Genomic DNA, 22,283 nt, shown 5'->3' with positions numbered 1-22,283 from the left:
AGCGACGGGAGAGATCCATGGGCAGCGACGCGGACGACCGGTCCATCGTGGTGGCCAGCGAGCACGTGCGGATGGTGCTCGACCTGCTGGGCGACGGGGCCAGGGCGGAGAGATCGGACGACCGGCTCGGCCTGACCCTGGTCGCGCTGGACGACGTCGAGGCGCTGGCCCGGCGGGTCGGCGGCCCCGCCGAGGGGGGCAAGCCGCGCAGCGCCCTGGACCGGCTGCTCGCGGGGCTGCGCGCGACCACCGAGGACCGCTACAGCGGGTGGGCGCCGACGATCGGCAAGAACCGGATCATGACCGGCGTCCAGTTCAAGCCCTACAGCAACGCCGGCGGGTTCACCCGGCCCACGAAGCCCGACGCCGTGCCCGAGGCGTTCCCGTCGCTGGCCCGCAACCACCCCCGGGTGCGGGTGGGCATCCTCGACACCCGGCTCGAGCCGCACTCCCGCCTCGGCGGGCGCTGCCTCACCGACCCCGACGCGCTGGCCCGGCCCGAGCCCGGCCAGGAGCGGCAGTGGTGGGAGGGGCACGCCACTTTCATCGCGGGCATCGTCCTCAAGCTGGCGCCGGCCGCCGACCTCGACGTCCGTACCGCGCTGACGCCGGGTCCGAAGCCGACCGACGGCTGGAGCATGACGCTGTGGTCGCTGGCCGAGCGGCTGGCCGACTACCGAGACTCCGGGGTCGAGGTGCTCAACCTCTCGCTGGGCTGCTCGACCGACGACGGCAAGAGCCCGATGGTGCTCGAGCGCGCCATCAGCCAGCTCACGCCCGACATGGCGGTCATCGCCGCGGCCGGCAACCACGGCAGCCCGAAGCCGGGTGGCGAGCAGCGCGAGAAGCAGGGGCTGCCCGCGCGCTCCGCGCCGCTGTTCCCGGCCGCGCTCGACGGCGTGCTGGCGGTCGGGGCGGTCGACTCGGCCGGGCGCAGCGCCCCGTTCAACCCGGTCGACGGCTCGGACCCGTCCCGCCCGGCCCCCTGGATCGACGTCTTCGCCCCCGGCGTGGAGATCACCAGCACCTACCTCGACGAGGCCGGCGACCAGAAGGTCAAGGTGCCCTACGAGGACGACCCGGAGAAGTTCGAGACGATGTCGTTCGGCGGCTGGGCCAACTGGTCGGGGACGTCGTTCGCCGCCGCGCACGTCACCGGCCTGGTGGCCGCCCGGATCGCCGAGGGCCGCACCCCGCAGGAGGCTGTGGAGGCGGTTCGCGGCGAGCTGCCGCGGCCGTGAGCGCCGTCGTGGGCGGCCCGCCCACCGACGACGACCCAGGAGGAGCCCCCATGCCGGACGAGGCGCCGATCGGCGAGCTGTTCCTGCGCGCCCGCTTCGGCGACCAGCCGGCCTGGGAGGAGCTGGTGGAGCGGCTGGCGCCGCTGCTGTGGTCGGTGTGCCGGCGCTACCGGCTCTCCGAGGCCGACGCCTCCGACGTCGCGCAGAGCGTCTGGCTGCGGCTGCTCGAGCGGCTGGGCCAGATCAACGAGCCGGCCGCGCTGCCCGGGTGGCTGGCCCGGACGACGGAGCGGGAGTGCCTGCGCGTGCTCGACGTCGCCAAGCGGCGCAAGAACCGGGAGACGGCCATCGACGACGACGTCGCCGGAGGTCCCGGGCCGCCGTCGGCCGTGGAGCTGCTCGAGTCGGCGGAGCGCAACGCGGCCGTCCGGGCCGGGTTCGCCGAGCTGTCGCGCCGCTGCCAGGAGCTGCTCCGGCTGCTGCTGCACGATCCGCCGCTGCCCTACGTGGAGATCGGGCGGCGCCTCGGCACGCCGGTCGGCGGGCTCGGGCCGACGCGGGCGCGGTGTCTGGAGAAGCTGCGGCGGAGCGTGCACGTGACCGCGTTCCTCTCCCCGCAGCTCGACGGGGGAAGGCTGTGAGGGCGGTGCCGGAGGACTGGTGGACCGACGACGACGACCTGCTCGCCGTCCTCGGGGAGGCGCTGCGCGAGGAGGACGACGTCCCGCCGCGGGTGATCGAGATGGGCAAGGGGATCTTCGCCCTGTACTCGCTCGAGTCCGACCTCGCCGCGCTCGCCGCGGAGCCCTCGGGTGCCCTCGCCGGGCTGCGCGGCGCGCGGGAACGGGAGCTCACGTTCGCGACGGGCGCCGTGACGATCCACGTGCAGGTCACCGGTCGCCAGGTGTCCGGGCAGGTCACGCCGCCCCAGGCGGGCGAGATCGACCTGCATCCGCGGGGCGGCCGGCCGCGGCAGGCCGAGGTCGACGAGCTGGGCTGGTTCACCATCACCCCGGCGCCGGGGGCGGAGTTCCGGCTGCTGTTCCTCGGCGCCTCGGGCGACCGCGCGGTCACCGACTGGATCGAGGCCTGAGGGCCGCGGGGGTCTGGAGTCCCGTCCCGACGGCGGGGTCACGGCCGTCGGGACGGGAGCGGGCCGGGGGCCGGCGAGCGGCACCCCGTCACGCTCCAGGAGCGCGGAGGGGACGGCGGTGATACATGCCGGCCGCACCGGCGCGCCGGCACGCGTGGTCGAATGCACCGGTGACCGACCGGCGCCCGACCGTCCGCCGGATCGAGGACCCGCCGCCGCCCCCGCGCCCCGCCGTCCAGACGGCGGAGCAGCGCGACATCCCGCGGATCGCCGCGACGCTGACCCTCGCCCTCGGCGACTCGCGGGAGACGCGGTGGAGGCTGCCGGACGACGGGCGGATGCAGCGGCTGACCCGGCTGCACGAGCTCTCGGCCGGGCACCGCGCGGTCGCCACCGGCACGGCGTGGGTCACCGACGACGTCGGCGCGGTCGCGGCCTGGGTGCCGCCCGCCGAGGCGCCGGGCACCCGCCCGCTGCCGGACGACGTCCGCGCCGCGCTGGCGCGCGAGCTGCCGCACCTGTCCGCCGACCGGTGGCCGGCGGTGCGCGCGACCGACGAGCGGGTGGCGGCGGAACGCCCGGCCGGGCCGCACTGGTGGCTGGCGCACCTGGGCACCCGGCCGACCGCGCGACGGCAGGGCGCGGCGACGGCGCTGGTCGAGGCCGGGCTCGCCCGGGTCGACGACAGCGGCCTCCCCGCGGCGACCGCGGTGTTCGCGTGGGCGCAGGTCGCGTTCCTGCGCCGGTTCGGTTTCACGGTCGCCGCGACGCTGCGCACCGCGGACGACGAGCTGCCGCTGTGGGTGCTGGTGCGCGAGCCGGCGTCAGTCGCCGGGGGCGAACCGCTCCCACGCTGACTGGCGGCTCATGCCGAGCGCCTCGCCGATCTGCGCCCAGGTCCCGCCGAGCGAGCGCGCCCGCTGCACCCAGGCGTGCAGGTTCTGCTCCGCCTGCGCCCCGGCCGCGGCGACCTTGGGCAGCCCGCCGAGCACGTCCTCCAGCGACGTCGCCTGCTCCCACGGCGCAACGGGCGCGGGCCGGGACGGGCCCTGCCCGACGATCCGCTCCGTGTCCGCGATGACCTGGCTGCACAGCGCCACGCACTCGTCGCAGATGAAGACGCCCGGGCCGGCCACCAGCCGGGTGACCTCGGTGTTGTTCTTGCCGCAGAACGAGCAGCTGGCGATGATCGTGGTACCCATCGACCCTCCCCTGTCAGGCGTCTCCTGACACGGTTGTCAGGCTATACCTGACGGCGGCTCAGTCCCAGCGGGACCGCGACCGCTTGAGCTCGCCCCGCTGCTTCTTCGCCTGGATGCGCCGTTCCTGGCTGCCCTTCGTCGGCTTGGTGCGCCGGCGGGCGGCCGGCGGTGGGGCAAGCGCGGCGCGCAGCACGGCGGCCAGCCGGTCGCGCGCGGCCTGCCGGTTGCGCAGCTGCTGGCGGTGCTCGCTCGCGGCGATGGTCAGGACGCCGCCCACGAGCCGGGCGCCGAGCCGCTCGGTCAGCCGCTGCCGCTGCGCGTCGGTGAGCCCGGGCAGGTCGGGGACGTGCACCGACAGCTCCACCCGCGAGTCGGCGGTGTTGACGCCCTGCCCGCCGGGTCCGGACGACCGGGAGAAGCGCCAGCTCAGCGCCGCCGCCGGGACGACGACCCGGTCGGTGACGGCGAGGTCGCCGGTGGCGTCGTCGGAAGCGGGCACGCCGTCCAGTCTGGCCGACGCCGGGACGCCGCCCTGCTCAGGCCGCCATCGGCACCGGGTCCGCGCCCCCGGTCGCACCGGGGCGGCAGCGCAGCAGCCGGCGCAGCGTCAGCCATCCGCCGCGGCGGGCGCCGTGGGTCCGGATCGCCTCGATGCCGTAGGCCGAGCAGGTCGGCGTGAAGCGGCAGCACGGCGGCCGGCGCGGGCTGATCTCCCGCTGGTAGACGCCGATCGCGGCGACCATGCGCTCGGCGAGGGAACCGCCCGGTGCCCCCCGCCGCGACACCCGCCGCAGCGTGGCCGGGGCGACCAGCAGGGCGTCGACGCCGCAGCCGAGCAACTCGGCCAGGCAGCAGCCGGTCTCGAGGAGGAACAGGTCGCGCAGGCACGACCCCCCGCCGCCGCCGCGGCGGTACCCGTATCCGGGCGGCGGTCCGTAGCCCGGCGGCGGTCCGTAGCCGCGGCCCCAGCCGGGGCCGTACCCGGGCGGTCCGTACCGCGGACGGCGACGGCGCGGGCCCGTGCCCCAGACGAAGACCATGCCCCGATCCTGCGGGAGCGCGGGGCCATCCGCAGGGCGGAGGATGCGGAGCCGTGACCGAACGTCCGAGCCTGGCCGAGGCCCTGGCGGCCGGGCCGGTCGTGCTCGACGGCGGCCTGGCGACCGAGCTGGAGCGGCGCGGGCACGACCTGGGCTCGGCGCTGTGGTCGGCCCGGCTGCTGCGCGACGACCCCGCCGCGATCGCCGCCGTGCACGCCGCGTACGCCGAGGCCGGCGCGCAGGTGGTGACGACGGCCGGCTACCAGGCGACCTTCGAGGGGTTCGCCCGCGCCGGCCTGGACGCACCGACGACTCGGCGGCTGCTGGAGCGCTCCGTCGCCCTGGCCCGGGAGGGCGCGCCGGAGGCCTGGGTGGCCGGCTCGGTCGGGCCGTTCGGCGCGATGCTGGCCGACGGGTCGGAGTACACCGGCGCGTACGCCGACGAGCTGGGCGTCGGGGCGCTGCGCCGCTTCCACCGCCCGCGCATGCAGGTCCTCGCGGAGGCCGGCGCGGACGTGCTCGCCTGCGAGACCGTGCCGGCGGCCGCCGAGGCCGAGGCGCTGCTGGCCGAGGCGACCTCGCGGGGCGTCCCGGTCTGGCTGTCGCTGACCACGGTGGTGGACGGCGACGGCGTCGTCCGCACCCGCCGCGGGGAGCCGGCCACCGACGTCCTCGCGATGGCCGCCGGCGTCGGCGAGGTCGTGGCGGTCGGCGTCAACTGCACCGACCCGTCCGGTGTCCTGGCCGCGGTCGAGGCGGCGGCGCCGTCGGGGAAGCCGGTCGTCGTCTACCCGAACAGCGGCGAGGGGTGGGACGCCGCGGGCCGGCGGTGGACCGGCGCGCCGGCACCGGCCGCGGACGACGTCCCCGCGTGGGTGGCCGCCGGCGCGCGGCTGGTCGGCGGCTGCTGCCGCACCGGCCCCGACCGCATCCGCGAGATCGCCGCCGTCCTCACCGGCGCTCGACAACGCGGTTCATCGCGATGAAGCACGCGTGCTTTGTCGCGATCAAGCACCTAGAGGATCGGCTTGCCGCCGGTGACGGCGATGCGGGCGCCGGAGATGTAGCTGGCCTCGTCGCTCGCCAGCAGCACGTAGACCGGCGCCAGCTCGGCCGGCTGCCCGGCGCGGCCCAGCGGCACCTGCTCGCCGAAGCTCTCCACCTTCTCCTCCGGCATCGTCGACGGGATCAGCGGCGTCCAGATCGGGCCCGGGGCGACGCTGTTGGCCCGGATGCCCTTCTCGGCCAGCATCTGGGCGAGGCTGGCGGTGAAGTTCGCGATGCCGGCCTTGGTCATCGCGTAGGGCGCCAGCTGCGGGCTGGGCATGTCGGAGTTCACCGACGAGGAGTTGATGATCGACCCGCCCGGCGGCATGTGCGGGACGGCGTCCTTGCAGAGGATGAACATCGCCGTGAGGTTGGTGGCCAGCGTGTGGTCCCACTCCTCGTCGGGGATCTCGTCCAGCGACTCGTGGGTCATCTGGAAGGCGGCGTTGTTCACGAGGACGTCGACCTTGCCGAACGCCTCGACCGCCTTCGGGACGATCGTCTTCGCGTGCGCCCGGTCGGAGAGGTCACCGGGCACGAGCACGCATGTGCGGCCGGCCTCCTCCACGTAGCGGGCGGTGTCCTGCGCGTCCTCGTGCTCGTCGAGGTAGGAGATGAGGACGTCGGCCCCCTCGCGGGCGAAGGCGATGGCGACCGCCCGGCCGATGCCGCTGTCGCCGCCGGTGATGACGGCGGACTTGCCGGTCAGCTTCCCGGAGCCGCGGTAGCTCTCCTCGCCGTGGTCGGGCTTCGGGGTCATCTCCCCCAGCGTGCCGGGCGGGGTCTGCTGCTGTGCGGGCTGGGACTCGGGACGCGGTGACGACATGCGCCGCGCCTACCCGCACGCCGCCGTCGCAGAACCCGCCCCGGAAGGCCCCCGGACACGCTTCTGGGGTCGAACTCGTGCTCCCGGGGTCCGGCAGGACCCGTGGAGCACGAGTTCGACCCCAGAAGAGGATCGACCCTCGGTTCAGGCCGTGCGGTGGAGCGACTGCTCAGCGGGAGCGGCGATCGGCAGGCTCCAGCGCATCTCCAGGCGACGGCGGCCGTCACCGTCCACGACGGGCACCCACCGGCACTCCGGACATTCGTTCACGCGCATCGATGCGCCACCTCCCGTTCACCTTCCGTTCATCTCGTGAACCTTATCGGTTCATCCGATGCGGATCTGGCACGTTCGTTACCGGATCGTGATCGTCCGGGTCAGCCCGGGCGTCGGCGTGGGAAGCCGCGAGGCGTCAGGCACGCTGGTGTCCACGATGACCGACACAGTCGCCCCTCCCCTGCTCGACGATGCCGCCGACCTGACCGGTCTGCGGGCCCTCGGCGACGACCCCGACGAGCTGTTCGCGAGGTTCGCCGCCTGGGCCGACGCCGGCGGCACGACGCTCTACCCGGCGCAGGAGGAGGCGCTGATCGAGCTGGTCAGCGGCGCCAACGTCGTCCTGGCGACGCCGACCGGGTCGGGCAAGTCGCTGGTCGCCACCGGCGCCCAGTACGCGGCACTGGCGGCCGGACGGCGCAGCTTCTACACCGCGCCGATCAAGGCGCTGGTCAGCGAGAAGTTCTTCGCCCTCTGCGGGGTCTTCGGCGCCGAGAACGTCGGCATGCTCACCGGCGACGCCGCGGTCAACCACGACGCACCGATCATCGCCTGCACCGCCGAGGTGCTGGCCAACATCGCGCTGCGCGAGGGCGACACCGCCGGCATCGGGCTGGTCGTCATGGACGAGTTCCACTTCTACGGCGACCCCGACCGCGGCTGGGCCTGGCAGGTACCGCTGCTCGAGCTGCCGACGGCGCAGTTCCTGCTCATGTCGGCCACGCTCGGCGACACGGAGAGGCTGCGCGAGGACCTGACCCGCCGCACCGGCCGGCCCACCGCGCTGGTCGCGCACGCCGAGCGCCCGGTGCCGCTGCACCACTACTACGCGACGACGCCGATGCACGAGACGATCGGCGAACTGCTCGACACCCGCCAGGCACCGATCTACGTCGTCCACTTCACCCAGGCCTCCGCGCTGGAGCGGGCGCAGGCGCTGATGAGCGTCAACGTGTGCACCAAGGAGGAGAAGGCCGCGATCGCCGAGATGATCGGCGGGTTCCGGTTCTCCTCGGCGTTCGGCGCCACCCTGTCCCGGCTGGTCCGCCACGGCATCGGCGTCCACCACGCCGGGATGCTGCCCAAGTACCGGCGGCTGGTCGAGCAGCTGGCCCAGGCCGGGCTGCTCAAGGTCATCTGTGGCACCGACACCCTCGGCGTCGGCATCAACGTGCCGATCCGCACCGTCGTGTTCTCGGCGCTGTCCAAGTACGACGGCACCCGCATGCGGCTGCTCACCGCCCGCGAGTTCCACCAGATCGCCGGCCGCGCCGGCCGCGCGGGCTACGACACCGCCGGCACCGTCGTCGTCCAGGCGCCCGAGCACGAGGTGGAGAACCTCAAGCAGTTCGCCAAGGTCGCCGACGACCCGAAGAAGCGCCGCAAGCTGGTGCGCAAGAAGGCGCCCGAGGGCATGGTGCCGTGGTCCGAGGCGACGATGAAGCGGCTGGTGGACGCCGACCCCGAGCCGCTGACCAGCCACTTCCACGTCACGACCGGGATGATCCTCAACGTGGTCGCCCGCCCCGGCGACCCGGTCGCGGCCATGCGGCACCTGCTCACCGACAACCACGAGCCGCGCAAGCGGCAGCTGCGGCTGGTCCGCGAGGCGATCGGCATCGCCCGCTCGCTGCTGCAGGCCGGCGTCCTGGTCCGGCTCGACGAGCCGGAGCCCGACGGACGGCGCTACCGGCTCACCGTCGACCTGCCGCCGGACTTCGCGCTCAACCAGGAGCTGTCCACCTTCGCCCTCGCCGCGATCGAGCTGCTCGACCCGGCGTCGGACACCTACCCGCTGGACGTCGTCAGCGTCGTCGAGGCCACCCTCGACGACCCGCGGCAGGTCATCGCCGCGCAGCTGTCCAAGGCCAGGGCCGAGGCCGTGGCGCAGATGAAGGCCGAGGGGATCGAGTACGAGGAGCGCATGGAGCTGCTCGAGGAGGTCAGCTACCCCAAGCCGCTGGCCGAGCTGCTCGAGCACGCCTTCGACGTCTACGCGCGGTCCAACCCGTGGGCCCGCGACGCGCACCTCTCCCCCAAGGCGGTCGTCCGCGAGATGTGGGAGCGGGCGATGACCTTCCGCGAGTACGTCTCCACCTACGGGCTGACCCGCTCCGAGGGCGCCGTCCTGCGCTACCTCTCCGACGCGTTCAAGGCGCTGCGCTCCGGCGTCCCCGCCGCCGCGCGCACCGACGAGGTGACCGACCTCGTCGAGTGGCTCGGCGAGCTGGTGCGGCAGGTGGACTCGAGCCTGCTCGACGAGTGGGAGCAGCTGACCAACCCGGACGACGGCCCGGTCGCGGAGGTCGCCGTGCCGGCCCGGCCGCGGCCGCTGACCGGGAACGAGCGGGCGTTCACCGCGATGGTGCGCAACGCGCTGTTCCACCGGGTGCAGCTGTGGGCACGCCGCCGCTGGTACGACCTCGGCGAGCTGGACAAGGACGCCGGGTGGGACGCCGAGCGCTGGGGCGAGGTCGTGCAGGCCTACTTCGCCGAGCACGACGAGGTGGGCACCGGCGCCGACGCCCGCGGCCCGGCGCTGTTGATCTGGGACAAGCAGCCCGGCGTCTGGCGCGTCCGGCAGATCCTCGACGACCCGGCCGGCGACCACGACTGGGGCCTGGACGTCGAGGTCGACCTCGACGCCTCCGACGAGGAGGGGCACGCGGTCCTCCGGCTCGTCGACGCCGGCCGCAAGGACTGACGCGGGAGGTCAGTGCACGGTGGCGCCGTGCCGGGAGGCCGGGTAGGCGTGGATGACGGCGCTGCGCAACCGGGGCACGTCGTGGGTCAGCCGGTGCTCGGCCTCGTGCGCGAGGGCGTGCGCGTCCGTGACGCTCACGCCGCCGTCGATCTCCAGGTCCGCCTCGGCGTGCAGGGCGTGCCCGATCCAGCGCATCCGGACCGCGCGCACGCCGGTCACCCCCGGCGTGGCCCGCAGGGTCGCCTCCGCCCGGTCCACCAGCCCCGGGTCGACGGCGTCCATCAGCCGCCGGTAGACGTCGCGGGCCGCCGTGCGGAGCACCGCGAGGATCGCCACGGTGATCACGAGGCCGACGATCGGGTCCGCGAGCGGGAACCCGGCCGCGACGCCCCCAGCCCCGGCGAGGACCGCCAGCGAGGTCAGCCCGTCGGTGCGGGCGTGCAGCCCGTCGGCGACCAGCGCCGCCGACCCGATCGACCGCCCCACCCGGATGCGGTAGACGGCGACCAGCTCGTTGCCGGCGAAGCCGATCAGCCCGGCCAGCGCCACCCAGCCGACGTGCTCCACCGGCGCAGGCTCGAGCAGGCGGCGGACGCTCTCCACCGCGGCTACCACCGCGGAGGCGGCGATCACCGCCAGGATGAACAACCCGGCGAGGTCCTCGGCACGCCCATAGCCATAGGTGTAGCGGCGGTTGGCGGCCCGGCGGCCGACGACGAACGCGATCCACAAGGGGACGGCGGTCAGCGCGTCGGCGACGTTGTGGACGGTGTCCGCAAGCAGCGCCACCGAACCGCTCACCAGGACCACCAGTAGCTGCAGGGCCGCCGTGACCCCCAGTGCGACCAGGCTGGTCTTCACCGCCCGGATACCGCGCGCGGAGGACTCCAGCGCCGAGTCGACCGAGTCGGCTGCATCGTGGCTGTGCGGGTGGAACAGGCCGGCCACCCAGCCGCGCAGACCACCGGGGTGGTCGTGGTCGTGGTCGTGGTCGTGGTCGTGGCCGTGCTCGTCACCGTGGGCGTGGCGGTGCTCGTGGTGGGTGTGGTCAGCCACCGTCGGCCTCCCGCTGCAGCGGAACCAGGCCGGCGTCGCGCAGGTGGTGACCGGGCACCCCCGGGCCGGCGTGCTCGGCGTTGTGGATCGCGTCGGTCACCAGCTGCCCGATGTGCTCGTTCTCGAGCCGGTAGAACACCTGGATGCCCTCGCGGCGGGTCGCGACCATGCGGGTCATCCGCAGCTTGGCCAGGTGCTGGGAGACCGACGCCGGGGTCTTGCCGACCTCGGCGGCCAGCTCGTTGACCGACAGCTCCCGGCCGATGAGCGCCCACAGGACTCGCACCCGGGTGCCGTCGGCCAGCATCCGGAAGGCCTCGACGGCCAGAGCGATCTGGTCGTCCGACGGGATCCGCCGATGCGACTCGCCATCTGCGCGCATGCGCAGATGATAGAACGCTGCCGGAATCCTCAGCTGATTCACAGGTTGCGAGACCTGTACGTCCGTCATGGCGCTGCATAGATTCCCTGGTCAGCGGGCGGTCACGGGAGATCCTCCGGGTGGGTCCGGCCGGCCCCGCAGGTTGGCAGGGGCCATGCGCGACGCGCTCGTCGCCTTCTCGACCGCGCGCCGCTGGGCGCTGGCCGGCGGGGCGGTCCTCCTGCTCGCCGGCTGCACCTCCTCGGCCGAGGACCGGGAGACCGCGGGCCCCGCTCCGTCGTGCCCGGCCGGCCGCGCGCAGCCCGATCCGGACCGGCCGGTCATCGACCTGGACTTCCGGCTCGACGACGACCTGCGCACGGTGACCGGCACGGAGACGGTGACGTTCACGCCGGACCTGCCCGTCGACGAGATGTGGTTCCGGCTGATCCCGAACGCGCCCCAGTCCGCACCGAACCGGCTGAGCGTGGACGACGTCCGCGGGGACGACGTCGGCGGCGGCCGCTACGTCGCCGACGGGGCCGCTGCCGGCAGCCCCGGCGGGCTCTACCGGGTGGACCTGCGCGACCCGGTGGACGTGGGCGACTCGGTGCAGGTGGAGCTGGACTTCACGCTGCGGCTCACCACCCGGGAGACGCCGGCGGGGTTCGACCGGTTCGGCGTCCGGGACGACGTCACCTGGTGGGCCAGCGGCTTCCCGATCCTCACGTGGGAGCCGGGTGTCGGGTGGGCGCGCGATCCGTTCGTCCAGATCAGCGCCGAGACGACCGCGGCCACGGTGGCCGACACGACCATCCGCGTCTCGGCGCCCGAGGACCTCGTCGTCCTGATGACCGGCGCTCAGGAGGAGCCCGCGGCGGCGTCCGGCGGACGACGGGTCTGGCAGTCGCACGAGCCGGTGTCCCGCGACGTCAACGTGGCGGCCGGCCGGTTCGACACCGCGACCGCGACGACCGGCGACACTACGGTCACCGTCGGCGCACTGCCGGACTCCGACGAGTCGGCGGACGACCTGGCCGCGGACACCGTCCAGGCGATCCGGCTGCTGGAGGAGCGCTTCGGGGACTTCCCGTATCCCACGCTCACCGTCCCCCTCGTGGCCGACCACGGCGGCGGCGAGGAGTACTCCTCGTCGATCCTCATGGGGGGCGACGGCTTCGGCCTGCTGGTGCACGAGGTCGCGCACATGTGGTTCTTCGGCATGGTCGGCGACTCGCAGTACCGCGACCCCTGGCTCGACGAGGCCTTCGCGACCTACGCCGAGTCGGTCGCCGACGACGACGGGCACCGGGGCGACCTGGAGGACGGCGGCGACGTCGCCGGGACGATGAGCGACTTCGCCGACCAGAACGACTACGAGAACCGCGTCTACTCGAAGGGCGCGGCGGCCTTGTCGGCCGCGCGGGAGGCGGCCGGCCCGGCGGCGTTCGACGAGGCCATCCGCTGCTACGTGGACACCCAGGCGTGGACCATCGCCCGCCCGCAGGACCTCGCCCGGGCCCTCGCGGGGCTCCCGAAGGCGCTGGACGTGCTGGTCGAGGCCGGAGCGCTGAACCGCAAGGACGTCGAGGCCGCCGGCGACTGAGGGTCCTACGACGGACGTCCTATGCAGGTCGGACTGGCCTGTTCCGTTCCCCGGTGTCATGGTTGAAAACGGCACAGCTGCTCGCCGCAATTGCACGGGGCTTGCGCGAAAGCGACCGACGATGACCTCAGCACGCCACGTGCCCACCCGGCATGCCTCCGCAGACGTGCGGCCGGCACGGATCGCCGTCCCGGTGTGGGCGTGGCCGATCCTCCTGTACGGGCTCGCCGCGCTGTTCCTGATCCTCGAGGACAACGGCGCGGTGCTGCTCTCCGCGGCCGGCACCGTGCACGAGTTCTTCCACGACGCACGGCACGCCTTCGGCGTGCCCTGCCACTGAGCCGCGCGATGTCCACGACGACGCGACCGCGCCCCGCGGCCGCCGATCTCACCTTTCCCACGCTCCTCGGGCGGCTGGCGCTGGCCGGGCTGATCGCCGGGCTCCTGGCCGGCGGGTGGCTGCTCCTGGTCACCGAGCGGGCCCTGGCGCCCGCCATCGCCGTGCAGGCCGCCCGCCCGGCGACGCCGGCGCACGAGGACGTCTTCAGCCGCGGCACCCAGGTCTTCGGCGGCGTGCTCGGCACGGTGCTGGCCGGCGTGCTCGTCGGACTCGTCTTCGCCGTGGTCTACGGCCTGGTCCGCCACCGGCTCCCGGGTCGCACCGACTCCGCGCGCGTGGGCCTGCTCGCCGCGATCGGCTTCGGCATCGTCGGCCTGCTGCCGATGGTCACGCTCCCGGCCAACCCGCCGGGCGTCGGCAACCCGGACACCGTCTCCACGCGGACCGCCATCTACCTCGGCGTCCTGCTGTGCGGCGTCGTCGCCACGATGCTGGTCGCCGCACTGGTCAGCCTGCTGCGCCACCGCGGCGTGGCCGCCGCCCCGAGCGCGGCCGCCGCAGCGGCCCTGGGCCTCGCCCTGATCGCCCTGCTCGTGCTCCTCGTCCCCGACAACCCCGACGCGATCCCGGACGACATCACGGCGTCGATCGTGTGGGACTTCCGGCTCGCGACCCTGGGCCAGCAGGCCGTGCTGTGGCTCGGCCTGGGTCTGGCCGGCGGCTGGCTGCTCGACCGGGCGACCGCCGAACGGCCCTGAGCCCGGGCCCTCCCCCACCGCCGCCGGCGTGTGACAACCTCGACCCGATGACCGTGGTAGCCGTCGGGTGAGCCCCCTCGAGTTCGTCCTGCTCGTGCTCGCCGGGATCGGGGCCGGGCTGACCGGCAGCATCGCCGGCCTGGCCTCGCTGATCAGCTATCCCGCGTTGCTGTCCGTCGGGATCCCGCCGGTGACCGCCAACGTGACCAACACCGTCGCGTTGGTGCTCAACAGCGTCGGCTCGGTCAGCGCCTCACGGCCAGAGCTCACCGGCCAGGGCCGGCGGCTGCGCCGGTTCGCGGTGGCCGCCGTCCTGGGGGGCGTGGCGGGCATGGCCCTGCTGCTGCTCACGCCGTCCGAGGCCTTCGAGCGGATCGTGCCCTGGCTCATCGGCAGCGCGTCGCTGCTGCTGCTCGTGCAGCGCCCGCCCGGCGAACTCGCCGCCGAGGCCGCGACTCATCCGCACCCGAGGGGCGACTCGCGGTGGCTGGTGGCGGGGACGTTCGCCATCGCCGTCTACGGCGGCTACTTCGGCGCCGCCGCCGGCGTGATGATGCTGGCGATGTACCTGTTCGGCACCGGCGAGGGACTGCCGGTGGCCAACGCGCTGAAGAACGTCGTCCTCGGGTGCGCGAACGCCACCGCCGCCGTCGGCTACGTGTTCCTGACCTCGATCGCCTGGTCCGCGGCGCTGCCGCTGGCCATCGGGCTGTTCCTCGGCGGCCGGGTCGGCCCGCGCGTGGTGCGCCGGGCGCCGCAGTCGCTGCTGCGGCGGGTGATCGCGCTGGCCGGGATCGGGCTGGCGGTCAAGCTCGGCTACGACGCCTACGCGTAGCCGTCCTCAGCCGCGGGCGACGTAGGCGGCGAGGAAGAGCACGAAGCCGCTGACCAGGAGCAGCAGCCGCGCAGGCGTCAGACCGTTGAGCAGCTCGGCGGTCACCCCGACCGACGCCGGGCGGACGGCGGCCTCGCGGACGCCGCGGCGGACCAGCCGGACCTCGTCGGCCAGCAGCGGACCGGCCGCGCCGAGCAGGCCCATGCCGATGACCAACAGCACCAGTGAGAGCCGCTCCCGGAAGCCGTCGGCCTGGCCGGCCAGGAGCAGCACGGCGACCAGCCCGAGCGCGGCGCCGAGCAGCGCGCCGGCGACCGGCGCCCACGGGCCCATGCGGGTCACCGGCCCGCCGCGCCGCGGACGCACGACCGGGCGGGCGGTCACCGGTGCGGTCGGGTGCGACGGGGCCGGGTCAGCGGTCGCCTCCGGCGCGGCGACCGCGACCTCCTCGAGCGGCGCGGCCCCCGGCGCGGTGCCGGCGGTCGGCTCGGGTTGCTCCGCGGCCGGAGCACCTCCGGCCGAAGGCACGTCGGATTCAGTCATCACTCACCTCATCCGTCACGCTAGGCCCGCGGGACGACGGACCCCGGCAACCCGCCCGGCGATCCGCGATCCGCCGGCGGGATCGGCGTCGTATGCCAGACGTGCACAGTCGTCGGCCGGAGGCCCCGCGGCGCCGGCAAAAAGCGCTGGTCGTGGCCGTGACCGTCCGTCGCGCTCCGATGGCGTCACGTCCGCACGCGCGTAGCACTAGGGGAACTGCCCCGTTCCGGTGTTTCCGGCCCCCTTGACCCTGCCCGTGCTCGGTGCCACTTTCCGCGCCGTCGGTGGCCGCAGTCGGGTCATCGGCGGCGGGACCGCAACGGTCCCGCCGGCAGGGGAACGGGGAAAATCGGGTGAACCCTTCGACGCAAGCCGCTCGTGATCTCGGACATGGGGGCGACGAGCGGGGCCGCACCGCTGCACCCCGCACCCACGCCCGGTACTCCGTCGTACCAGTTCGCTCCCTACCCGTGTGCGACCCCCTCCTGCCATCGACGCGCCGTGCCGCCTCGCCACCGCGACACCTCGGCCCATCTCGGCCGGCGCTTCGCCACCCTGAGCAGACAGGAACACGACGATGACCGCGATCAACGCCGATCGGTCCATCCCTGTCCGTCGCGACGCCGGGTCGCACCGGCCCCGTGACGGCAGATCCGCTCCGGCCGTCCCCTGAGGAGGCCGTCGTGTCGGTCATCTCCACGCCGCAGGCGTTCAACGAGGAAGACCTCTACGTCGACCTGCGGACCGTCTTCGGGCACCAGCTCTTCCTCAAGTGCGAAGGGTTCAACTTCGCCGGGTCCATCAAGCTCAAGGCCGCGACCGAGATGGTCGAGGCCGCCGAGCGCGACGGGGTCCTCCACGAGGACTCGGTCCTCATCGAGTCGTCCTCGGGCAACCTCGGCGTGGCCATCGCGATGCTGGCGGCGAGCAAGGGCTACCGGTTCCTCTGCGTCACCGACTCGCGCTGCAACCTGTCCACCCGCCGGCTGATGGAGGCCCTGGGCAGCCAGGTGCACGTCGTCACCGAGCCGGCCGACGTCGGCGGGTTCCTGGGCGCGCGGATCCAGTACGTCGAGCGGCTGTGCGCCTCCGACGACCGGTACGTGTGGCTCAACCAGTACACGAACCCGGGCAACTGGCTGGCGCACTACCGCCGGACGGCACCGGCGATCGCCCGCGCCTTCCCCCGGCTGGACGTGCTCTTCGTCGGGGCCGGGACCACCGGCACGCTGATGGGCTGCGCCCGCTGGTTCCGCGAGTGGCACCGGCCGGTGCGGGTGATCGCCGTCGACGCCGTCGGGTCGGTGACCTTCGGCGGGCCGCCCGGCCGCCGGATGATCCCGGGCCTGGGCACCAGCGTGCGGCCGGCGCTGCTCGACGAGTCGTTCATCGACGAGGTGGTCACCGTCGAGGAGGCCGACACCGTCCGCGCCTGCCACCGGCTGGCCCGGCACGGCTTCCTGTTCGGCGGCTCCACCGGCACGGTGGTGAGCGGGGCGATGGGCTGGCTGGCCCGCAACGACGGCTGCGACCTCACCGCGGTCGCGATCGCCCCCGACCTCGGCGAGCGCTACCTCGACACGGTGTACCAGTCCAGCTGGGTCGAGGACCTCTACGGCGCCGAGGTGCTGGCGGCGGGCCGGGTCGACCGCAGGCGGCAGAACGGCCGCACCCGCGCCAGCGACACGTTGGTCCGATGAGCGCGGACATCGACGCGGGTCCCGTGGCCCGCACGAGCCGGCTGCCGTCCACGCCCACCGAACGCGCCCTCGCGGAGGTGCTCGCCGGCGTCCTGAAGGTCGAGGGCGTCGGGGTCGACCAGAACTTCTTCGACGACCTCGGCGCCGACTCGATGGTGATGACCCGGTTCTGCGCCCGCGTGCGCAAGCGGGACGACCTGCCGTCGGTGGCGATCACCGACGTCTACCGGCACCCGACGCTGGCGAGCCTGGCGACGGCCCTGGTCGGCACGACGGCCACCCCGGTCGAGCACGCGTTCGCCGAGGTGCTGGCCGGGGTGCTGCAAGTCGAGCAGGTCAGCGTCGAGGCGCACTTCTTCGACGACCTGGGCGCCGACTCCATGGTCATGACCCGCTTCTGCGCCCGCGTGCGCAAGCGGGACGGGCTGCCCTCGGTCGCCATCACCGACGTCTACCGGCACCCGACCATCCGGGACCTGGCCACCGCGCTGGTCGCTCCCGGGCCGACGCGCGTCGAGGCCGGGTTCGCCCAGGTGCTGGCCGAGGTCCTGACGGTGGACCGGGTCGAGCCCGACCAGAACTTCTTCGACGACCTCGGCGCCGACTCGATGGTGATGACCCGGTTCTGTGCCCGGGTCCGCAAGCACCCCGCCCTGCCGGCGGTGGCCATCACCGACGTCTACCGGCACCCGACGATCGCCGCGTTGGCGAGCGCGCTCGACCCCGCGACGGACGAGGGACGCCCGGCGGTGACCGAGGACGCCCCTCCGGCGGTCGAGGTGGTTCCCCGGACCAGGAGGGCCGAGTACGTCCTGTGCGGCGCCGTGCAGCTGCTGATGTTCCTGATCTACGTGTATCTCGGCGCGGTCATCGTGGACACCGGGTACACGTGGATCGCGGCGAGCCCGGGGTGGCTGGACATGTACCTGCGGGCGGTGGCGTTCGGTGGCCTGTCCCTGGTCCTCCTCTCCGTGCTGCCGATCGTGGTCAAGTGGACGCTCATCGGCCGGTGGCGACCGGTGGAGATCCGGATCTGGAGCCTGGCCTACCTCCGCTTCTGGATCGTCAAGACCCTGGTCCGCTCCAATCCGCTGCTGCTGTTCGCCGGCGAGCGGGGGCAGACCAGCGGCTGCTCCCCGCTCTACGTGCTCTACCTGCGGGCGCTCGGGGCGAGGATCGGCCGCGGCGTGGCCATCTACTCCCGGAACGTGCCGGTGTGCACCGACCTGCTGACCATCGGCGACAACACGGTCATCCGGAAGGACTGCTTCTTCAACGGCTACTCGGCCCACACCGGCGTGATCACGCCGGGTCCGATCACGCTCGGCCGCGACGTGCTCGTCGGCGAGGCGACGCAGCTCGACATCGACACCGCGATGGGCGACGGCGCCCAGCTCGGCCACGCCTCGGCGCTGCTGGCCGGGCAGACGGTGCCCGCCGGCGAGAGCTGGCACGGCGTCCCGGCGCAGCGGGCGGACGTCGACTACCGGCGGATCCCGCCCACCGAGCTGAGCTCCCTGCGGCGGGCCGTCTACGTCGTCGGGCAGCTGGCCACGGTGCTGTTCCTCTACGTGCCGACCGCCGTGGCCGGCGCGGGTCTGCTGCTCGCCGGCTTCCCCGCGCTCAACCGGATGCTGGGCTCCGCGAGCATGGACCTGGCGAGCTGGGACCTCTACCGCGACGCCCTGATCGCCTCCGCGGTCCTCTTCTTCGGCGCCGTCCTGATCGGGTTGCTCGTCGTCGGCACCGTCCCCCGGCTGCTGAACCTGCTCATGAAGCCGGGCAAGGTCTACCGCCTGTACGGGTTCCACTACGGGGTCCACCGGACCATCGGGCGCCTGACGAACATGAAGTTCTTCACGAACCTGTTCGGGGACAGCTCCTACATCATCCCGTATCTGCGGTGGATCGGATACGACCTCTCCAGCGTCGAGCAGACCGGCTCGAACTTCGGCACGGTGCTCAAGCACGAGACCCCGTTCCACGCGTCGGTCGGCCGGGGCACGATGGTCGCCGACGGGCTGTCGATCATGAACGCGGAGTTCTCCGGTACGTCCTTCCGCGTCTCCCCCGTGGCCATCGGCGCGCACAACTTCCTCGGCAACGGCATCGCCTACCCCCCGGCGGGCCGGACCGGGGAGAACTGCCTGCTGGCCACGAAGCTCCTGGTGCCGGTCGAGGGCGAGGTCCGGACGGGCGTCGGGCTGCTGGGCTCGCCTGCCTTCGACATCCCGCGCACGGTCCTCCGGGACCGCCGGCTCGGCCCGAGGACCGAGGCGGAGTTCCGGCGGAAGCTGCACGTCAAGAACATGTACAACCTGCGCAGCATGGTCTGGTTCCTGCTCGCGCGGTGGGGCGAGGTCTTCGGTCTCACGGTCGTGGCCATGGGGGCGGCGGACCTCTACCAGCGCACCGGTTCGGAGTTCGTCGTCCACGCGCAGATCTTCGTGACGACGCTGTTCATCTTCGCCTACAGCGTCCTGATGGAGTGCGGCGTCAGGAAGTTCCGGCGGCTGACCCCCCAGTACTGCTCCATCTACGACCCGTACTTCCGGTGGCACGAGCGCTTCTGGAAGTTCGTGCTCCCGGGGATCGACAAGATGCTCGTCGGCACGCCGTACAAGAACGTCCTCAACCGCCTGCTGGGGGCGCGGATCGGCCGGATGGTCTACGACGACGGCGCCGGCATGCCGGAGCGCAGCCTCGTCACCGTCGGCGACCACTGCACGCTCAACGAGGACAGCCACATCCAGAGCCACTCGCAGGAGGACGGCGCCTTCAAGTCCGACCACATCCTGATCGGCGCCGGCGTCACGGTCGGGGCCGGCGCGTTCGTGCACTACGGCGTGGACGTGGGCGACGGCGCGGTGATCGGCCCCGCCGCCTTCCTCATGAAGGGCGAGGAGGTTCCCGCCGGGGCGCGCTGGGCCGGCAACCCGGCCCGGGAGCTGCGGCCCTCGGAGATCGCGACCGCGACCCCGGCACCGCTACCCACCCCTGCCCGCGCCGCCCTGAACGGGGCGATCCCGAGCGGGGCCGTCCTGAACGGGGCCGTGCACGGAGCCGTCCTCAACGGGACGGCAGTCAACGGGACGGCGGTGAACGGAGCGCAGAAGGTCCACGGCCGGCACCGCGCCCCCACCGGCCGCCACGCGGCGCCGACCCGGTGAGAGGACTTTCCCGATGACCGTGCTCGCCGAGACCGACCGCGAGTTCTGGCGTGAAGTGCTGCTCGCCGGGGGACGAACCGCGATCCCCCGGTGGACGCTCGAGCCGGCGCCGGGGGTCGCGCGCTGCCGCACCCCCGTCCCGGAGCACGAGCTCGCCGCCGTGGACCGGCTCGCGGCGGAGCTGGACGTGCCGCCGTCCGCGGTGCTGCTGGCCGTGCACGCGCGGGTGCTCGCCGCGCTGGCCGGGGAGGACGACGTCGTCGCCGGGCACCGCGCCGGCGCCGGCCGCGCCCCCCTCCCCTGCCGGGTGGCCACGGCCGCAGGCTCCTGGCGGGGGCTGGTCCGCGAGTGCGCGCGGGCCGAGGCGTCCCTGCGGGCGCACGCCGAGTTCCCGGTCGAGGACCTGCGCCGCGAGCTCGGCGTGCCGGCGCAGTTCGAGACGGTGGTCGACCCCGGCGGGCTGGGCGGTGACCTTCCGGAGGACGCCGTCCTGCAGCTGGAGTTCGGGCAGGACGGCGGCGGCCCGGTGCTGGCGCTGACCTACCGGACCGACGCGATCGACTCCGCCTACGCCGACCGGATCGCCGGCTACCACCTGACCGCGCTGGCCCAGCTGGTCGCCGACCCGGACGCCGACCCGCGGCAGCAGTGGCTGCTGTCGGCCGACGAGCTGGCCTTCCAGTTCGACTGGCTGGCCGGCCCCCGGCGGGAGCTGCCCGAGCTCCGGGCGCACCAGCTGTTCGAGCAGCGGGTCCGCGCGCACCCGGACGCCGTGGCCGCCGTCCACCGCGACCGGCAGCTGACCTACGGCGAGCTGAACGCGCGGGCCAACCGCATCGGCCGCGCGCTGGCCGCGCGGGGGCTCGGCGCGGAGGCGGTCGTCGCGGTGGTGACCGAGCGCAACCTCGACTGGCCGGCCTGCGTGCTCGGCATCTGGAAGGCCGGCTGCGCGTACCTGCCGCTCGAGCCGCAGTTCCCGGCCGGCCGGCTGGCCGCCGCGCTGGGCCGGTCGGAGTGCCGGCTGGTGCTCACCGACGGCGGCGCGAGCGCCGGGCTGGACGAGGCGCTGACCGGCCTGCCCGGCGTCGAGCGGCTGACCGTCGCGGCGGCGGTCGGCGAGGGCCACCCGGACGGCGACCTCGACGTGCCCGTCGCGCCGGACCAGCTCGCCTACATCTACTTCACCTCCGGATCCACCGGGGAGCCCAAGGGCGCGATGTGCGAGCACGCCGGCATGCTCAACCACCTGCTGGCCAAGATCGACGACCTGGGCATCGCCGAGGGGCAGGTGGTCGCCCAGGTCGCGCCGCAGTGCTTCGACATCTCGCTGTGGCAGCTGGTCAGCGCGCTGCTGGTCGGCGGCCGCACGCTGCTGGTCGAGCAGGAGGTCATCCTCGACGTCGAGCGGTTCGTCGACACGCTCACCGAGGGCCGGGTCGCGGTGCTGCAGGTGGTGCCCTCCTACCTCGAGGTCGTCCTCTCCTACCTCGAGCAGCACCCCCGCCCGCTGCCGGACCTGCGGATCGTCTCGGTCACCGGCGAGGCGGTGAAGAAGGGGCTCGTGCAGCGCTGGTTCGCCACCGCGCCGGACCGCCCGCTGGTCAACGCCTACGGCCTCACCGAGACCTCGGACGACACCAACCACGCGGTGCTGACCCGCCCGCCGGACGGCGACGGGGTGCCGGTGGGCCCGCCGATCGCCAACGTGCACGTCGACGTCCTCGACGAGCACGACCACCCGGTGCCCCTCGGCGCGACCGGGCTGATCGTCTTCTCCGGCATCTGCGTCGGCCGCGGGTACGTCAACGACCCCGAGCGCACCGCGGCGCTCTTCGGCCCCGACCCGAACCGCTCCGGGCAGCGGATCTGCCGGTCGGGCGACTACGGCCGCTGGCTGCCCGACGGGACGCTCGACGTCCTCGGCCGGCGGGACAACCAGGTGAAGATCCGCGGCTTCCGGATCGAGATCGGCGAGATCGAGAACGCGCTGCTGCGGGTGCCCGGCGTCCGCGACGGCTGCGTCGTCGTCGCCGAGCGGCCCGACCGCAGCCGGCACCTGGTGGCCTTCTGCTCCGGGCCGGAGCCGGTGGACGTCGACGCGCTCCGCGACCGGCTGGCGCAGACCCTGCCCGACTACATGCTCCCGGCGGTCGTCGCCTGGCGGGCGACGCTGCCGCTGACCGGCAACGGCAAGATCGACCGCAAGGCGCTGACCGCGCAGGCCGCCGACCTCGAGCCCACGCAGACCCGGTCGGCCGCGCCCCGCACCGACGCCGAGCGCCGGGTGGCCGCCGCCTGGGCGGCGATCCTCGGCATTCCCGAGGAGCGGATCGGCCGCCAGGACTCCTTCTTCGACCTCGGCGGCACCTCGCTGTCGGGGGTGAAGCTCGCGGTCGCGCTGGACCGCGCGGTCTCCCTCAAGGACATCGTCCGAACCCCCGTGTTGGCCGACCTGGCCGAGCTCCTCGCCGGAAGGACCTGACCG

General features: G+C 74.0%; 20 protein-coding genes. 13 read left to right on the top strand and 7 right to left on the bottom strand.

Annotation, left to right across the window (positions count from 1 at the left end):
- Positions 1-17 precede the first annotated feature (17 nt).
- From AB3388_RS12925 to AB3388_RS12910, 4 genes are all read left to right on the top strand, one after another.
- Positions 18-1,241 (top strand): S8 family peptidase, encoded by a 1,224-nt coding sequence (locus AB3388_RS12925; protein WP_495411174.1) that lies wholly within the window; start codon positions 18-20, stop codon positions 1,239-1,241.
- Positions 1,238-1,882, top strand: coding sequence for an RNA polymerase sigma factor (locus tag AB3388_RS12920; protein ID WP_495411173.1), 645 nt, complete (start codon positions 1,238-1,240; stop codon positions 1,880-1,882). The genes AB3388_RS12925 and AB3388_RS12920 overlap by 4 nt, the downstream gene beginning before the upstream one ends.
- On the top strand, positions 1,879-2,334 hold the full coding sequence (locus tag AB3388_RS12915) for a hypothetical protein (protein ID WP_495411172.1): 456 nt from the start codon (positions 1,879-1,881) through the stop codon (positions 2,332-2,334). The genes AB3388_RS12920 and AB3388_RS12915 overlap by 4 nt, the downstream gene beginning before the upstream one ends.
- Before the next feature lie 170 nt (positions 2,335-2,504).
- Positions 2,505-3,191, top strand: coding sequence for a GNAT family N-acetyltransferase (locus AB3388_RS12910; RefSeq protein ID WP_495411171.1), 687 nt, complete (start codon positions 2,505-2,507; stop codon positions 3,189-3,191).
- On the opposite strand, the gene AB3388_RS12905 is transcribed toward AB3388_RS12910, so the two are convergent.
- Genes AB3388_RS12905 through yidD form a run of 3 tightly spaced genes read right to left on the bottom strand, consistent with a single transcriptional unit; the run spans position 3,159 to position 4,576 of the window.
- A complete protein-coding gene (locus AB3388_RS12905) occupies positions 3,159-3,536 on the bottom strand; it encodes a ClpX C4-type zinc finger protein (protein WP_495411170.1) in 378 nt (125 codons plus the stop codon). The two genes, AB3388_RS12910 and AB3388_RS12905, sit on opposite strands and share 33 nt — an antisense overlap.
- Positions 3,537-3,594: 58 nt before the next feature.
- Positions 3,595-4,035 carry an alternative ribosome rescue aminoacyl-tRNA hydrolase ArfB gene (gene arfB, locus AB3388_RS12900; RefSeq protein WP_495411169.1) on the bottom strand — a complete coding sequence of 147 codons (441 nt, stop codon included), beginning with the start codon at positions 4,033-4,035 and terminating at the stop codon, positions 3,595-3,597.
- A 37-nt stretch (positions 4,036-4,072) separates the two neighbouring features.
- Entirely contained in the window at positions 4,073-4,576 is a 504-nt protein-coding gene (gene yidD / locus AB3388_RS12895; protein ID WP_495411168.1) for a membrane protein insertion efficiency factor YidD, read from the bottom strand.
- 53 nt (positions 4,577-4,629) lie between these two features.
- Between yidD and mmuM the strand changes: the two genes are divergently transcribed.
- Positions 4,630-5,562 carry a homocysteine S-methyltransferase gene (gene mmuM, locus AB3388_RS12890; protein WP_495411167.1) on the top strand — a complete coding sequence of 311 codons (933 nt, stop codon included), beginning with the start codon at positions 4,630-4,632 and terminating at the stop codon, positions 5,560-5,562.
- A gap of 29 nt (positions 5,563-5,591) precedes the next feature.
- Here the strand turns inward: mmuM and AB3388_RS12885 are convergent, their stop codons facing one another.
- The gene (locus AB3388_RS12885; protein ID WP_495411166.1) at positions 5,592-6,383 is read right to left on the bottom strand and encodes an SDR family oxidoreductase; all 792 of its coding nucleotides are present in this window, start codon (positions 6,381-6,383) and stop codon (positions 5,592-5,594) included.
- Positions 6,384-6,882: 499 nt separating this feature from the next.
- On the opposite strand from AB3388_RS12885, the gene AB3388_RS12880 reads away from it, so the two are divergent.
- A complete protein-coding gene (locus AB3388_RS12880; protein WP_495411165.1) occupies positions 6,883-9,429 on the top strand; it encodes a DEAD/DEAH box helicase in 2,547 nt (848 codons plus the stop codon).
- Positions 9,430-9,438: 9 nt separating this feature from the next.
- Here AB3388_RS12880 and AB3388_RS12875 read toward each other — a convergent pair whose 3' ends face one another.
- Positions 9,439-10,485, bottom strand: coding sequence for a cation diffusion facilitator family transporter (locus AB3388_RS12875; protein ID WP_495411164.1), 1,047 nt, complete (start codon positions 10,483-10,485; stop codon positions 9,439-9,441).
- On the bottom strand, positions 10,478-10,867 hold the full coding sequence (locus AB3388_RS12870) for an ArsR/SmtB family transcription factor (RefSeq protein WP_495411163.1): 390 nt from the start codon (positions 10,865-10,867) through the stop codon (positions 10,478-10,480). Before AB3388_RS12870 ends, AB3388_RS12875 begins: the two co-directional genes overlap by 8 nt.
- 154 nt (positions 10,868-11,021) lie before the next feature.
- Here AB3388_RS12870 and AB3388_RS12865 point away from each other — a divergent pair, with 154 nt between their 5' ends.
- From AB3388_RS12865 to AB3388_RS12850, 4 genes are all read left to right on the top strand, one after another.
- Entirely contained in the window at positions 11,022-12,452 is a 1,431-nt protein-coding gene (locus AB3388_RS12865) for a gluzincin family metallopeptidase (RefSeq protein ID WP_495411162.1), read from the top strand.
- 121 nt (positions 12,453-12,573) lie between these two features.
- A complete protein-coding gene (locus AB3388_RS12860; protein WP_495411161.1) occupies positions 12,574-12,792 on the top strand; it encodes a hypothetical protein in 219 nt (72 codons plus the stop codon).
- Positions 12,793-12,800: 8 nt separating this feature from the next.
- A complete protein-coding gene (locus AB3388_RS12855; RefSeq protein WP_495411160.1) occupies positions 12,801-13,550 on the top strand; it encodes a CbtA family protein in 750 nt (249 codons plus the stop codon).
- Positions 13,551-13,617: 67 nt separating this feature from the next.
- A complete protein-coding gene (locus AB3388_RS12850) occupies positions 13,618-14,385 on the top strand; it encodes a sulfite exporter TauE/SafE family protein (protein ID WP_495411159.1) in 768 nt (255 codons plus the stop codon).
- Positions 14,386-14,391: 6 nt separating this feature from the next.
- Here AB3388_RS12850 and AB3388_RS12845 read toward each other — a convergent pair whose 3' ends face one another.
- Complete coding sequence (locus tag AB3388_RS12845) at positions 14,392-14,928, bottom strand: hypothetical protein (protein WP_495411158.1); 537 nt, start codon at positions 14,926-14,928, stop codon at positions 14,392-14,394.
- A gap of 683 nt (positions 14,929-15,611) precedes the next feature.
- On the opposite strand from AB3388_RS12845, the gene sbnA reads away from it, so the two are divergent.
- The 3 genes from sbnA to AB3388_RS12830 are packed head-to-tail and all read left to right on the top strand — an operon-like array spanning position 15,612 to position 22,280.
- Positions 15,612-16,628: a 2,3-diaminopropionate biosynthesis protein SbnA gene (gene sbnA, locus AB3388_RS12840; protein WP_495411157.1), complete on the top strand. Its 1,017-nt coding sequence runs from the start codon at positions 15,612-15,614 to the stop codon at positions 16,626-16,628.
- Positions 16,625-19,798 (top strand): Pls/PosA family non-ribosomal peptide synthetase, encoded by a 3,174-nt coding sequence (locus AB3388_RS12835; protein ID WP_495411156.1) that lies wholly within the window; start codon positions 16,625-16,627, stop codon positions 19,796-19,798. The genes sbnA and AB3388_RS12835 overlap by 4 nt, the downstream gene beginning before the upstream one ends.
- 13 nt (positions 19,799-19,811) lie before the next feature.
- Positions 19,812-22,280, top strand: coding sequence for a non-ribosomal peptide synthetase (locus AB3388_RS12830; RefSeq protein ID WP_495411155.1), 2,469 nt, complete (start codon positions 19,812-19,814; stop codon positions 22,278-22,280).
- The last annotated feature ends 3 nt before the right edge of the window (positions 22,281-22,283 follow it).

This window comes from Geodermatophilus sp. SMS 5-13 (assembly GCF_059428245.1).
This window is presented reverse-complemented; position numbering and strand designations above follow the sequence as displayed.

Bases quoted from the DNA above. Each gene is read 5' to 3' on its own strand.
- AB3388_RS12925 (WP_495411174.1), top strand. From the start codon at position 18: ATGGGCAGCGACGCGGACGACCGGTCCATCGTGGTGGCCAGCGAGCAC.
- AB3388_RS12905 (WP_495411170.1), bottom strand. From the start codon at position 3,536: ATGGGTACCACGATCATCGCCAGCTGCTCGTTCTGCGGCAAGAACAAC.
- yidD (WP_495411168.1), bottom strand. From the start codon at position 4,576: ATGGTCTTCGTCTGGGGCACGGGCCCGCGCCGTCGCCGTCCGCGGTAC.
- AB3388_RS12885 (WP_495411166.1), bottom strand. From the start codon at position 6,383: ATGACCCCGAAGCCCGACCACGGCGAGGAGAGCTACCGCGGCTCCGGG.
- AB3388_RS12880 (WP_495411165.1), top strand. From the start codon at position 6,883: ATGACCGACACAGTCGCCCCTCCCCTGCTCGACGATGCCGCCGACCTG.
- AB3388_RS12870 (WP_495411163.1), bottom strand. From the start codon at position 10,867: ATGCGCGCAGATGGCGAGTCGCATCGGCGGATCCCGTCGGACGACCAG.
- AB3388_RS12865 (WP_495411162.1), top strand. From the start codon at position 11,022: ATGCGCGACGCGCTCGTCGCCTTCTCGACCGCGCGCCGCTGGGCGCTG.
- AB3388_RS12860 (WP_495411161.1), top strand. From the start codon at position 12,574: ATGACCTCAGCACGCCACGTGCCCACCCGGCATGCCTCCGCAGACGTG.
- AB3388_RS12855 (WP_495411160.1), top strand. From the start codon at position 12,801: ATGTCCACGACGACGCGACCGCGCCCCGCGGCCGCCGATCTCACCTTT.
- AB3388_RS12845 (WP_495411158.1), bottom strand. From the start codon at position 14,928: ATGACTGAATCCGACGTGCCTTCGGCCGGAGGTGCTCCGGCCGCGGAG.
- AB3388_RS12835 (WP_495411156.1), top strand. From the start codon at position 16,625: ATGAGCGCGGACATCGACGCGGGTCCCGTGGCCCGCACGAGCCGGCTG.
- AB3388_RS12830 (WP_495411155.1), top strand. From the start codon at position 19,812: ATGACCGTGCTCGCCGAGACCGACCGCGAGTTCTGGCGTGAAGTGCTG.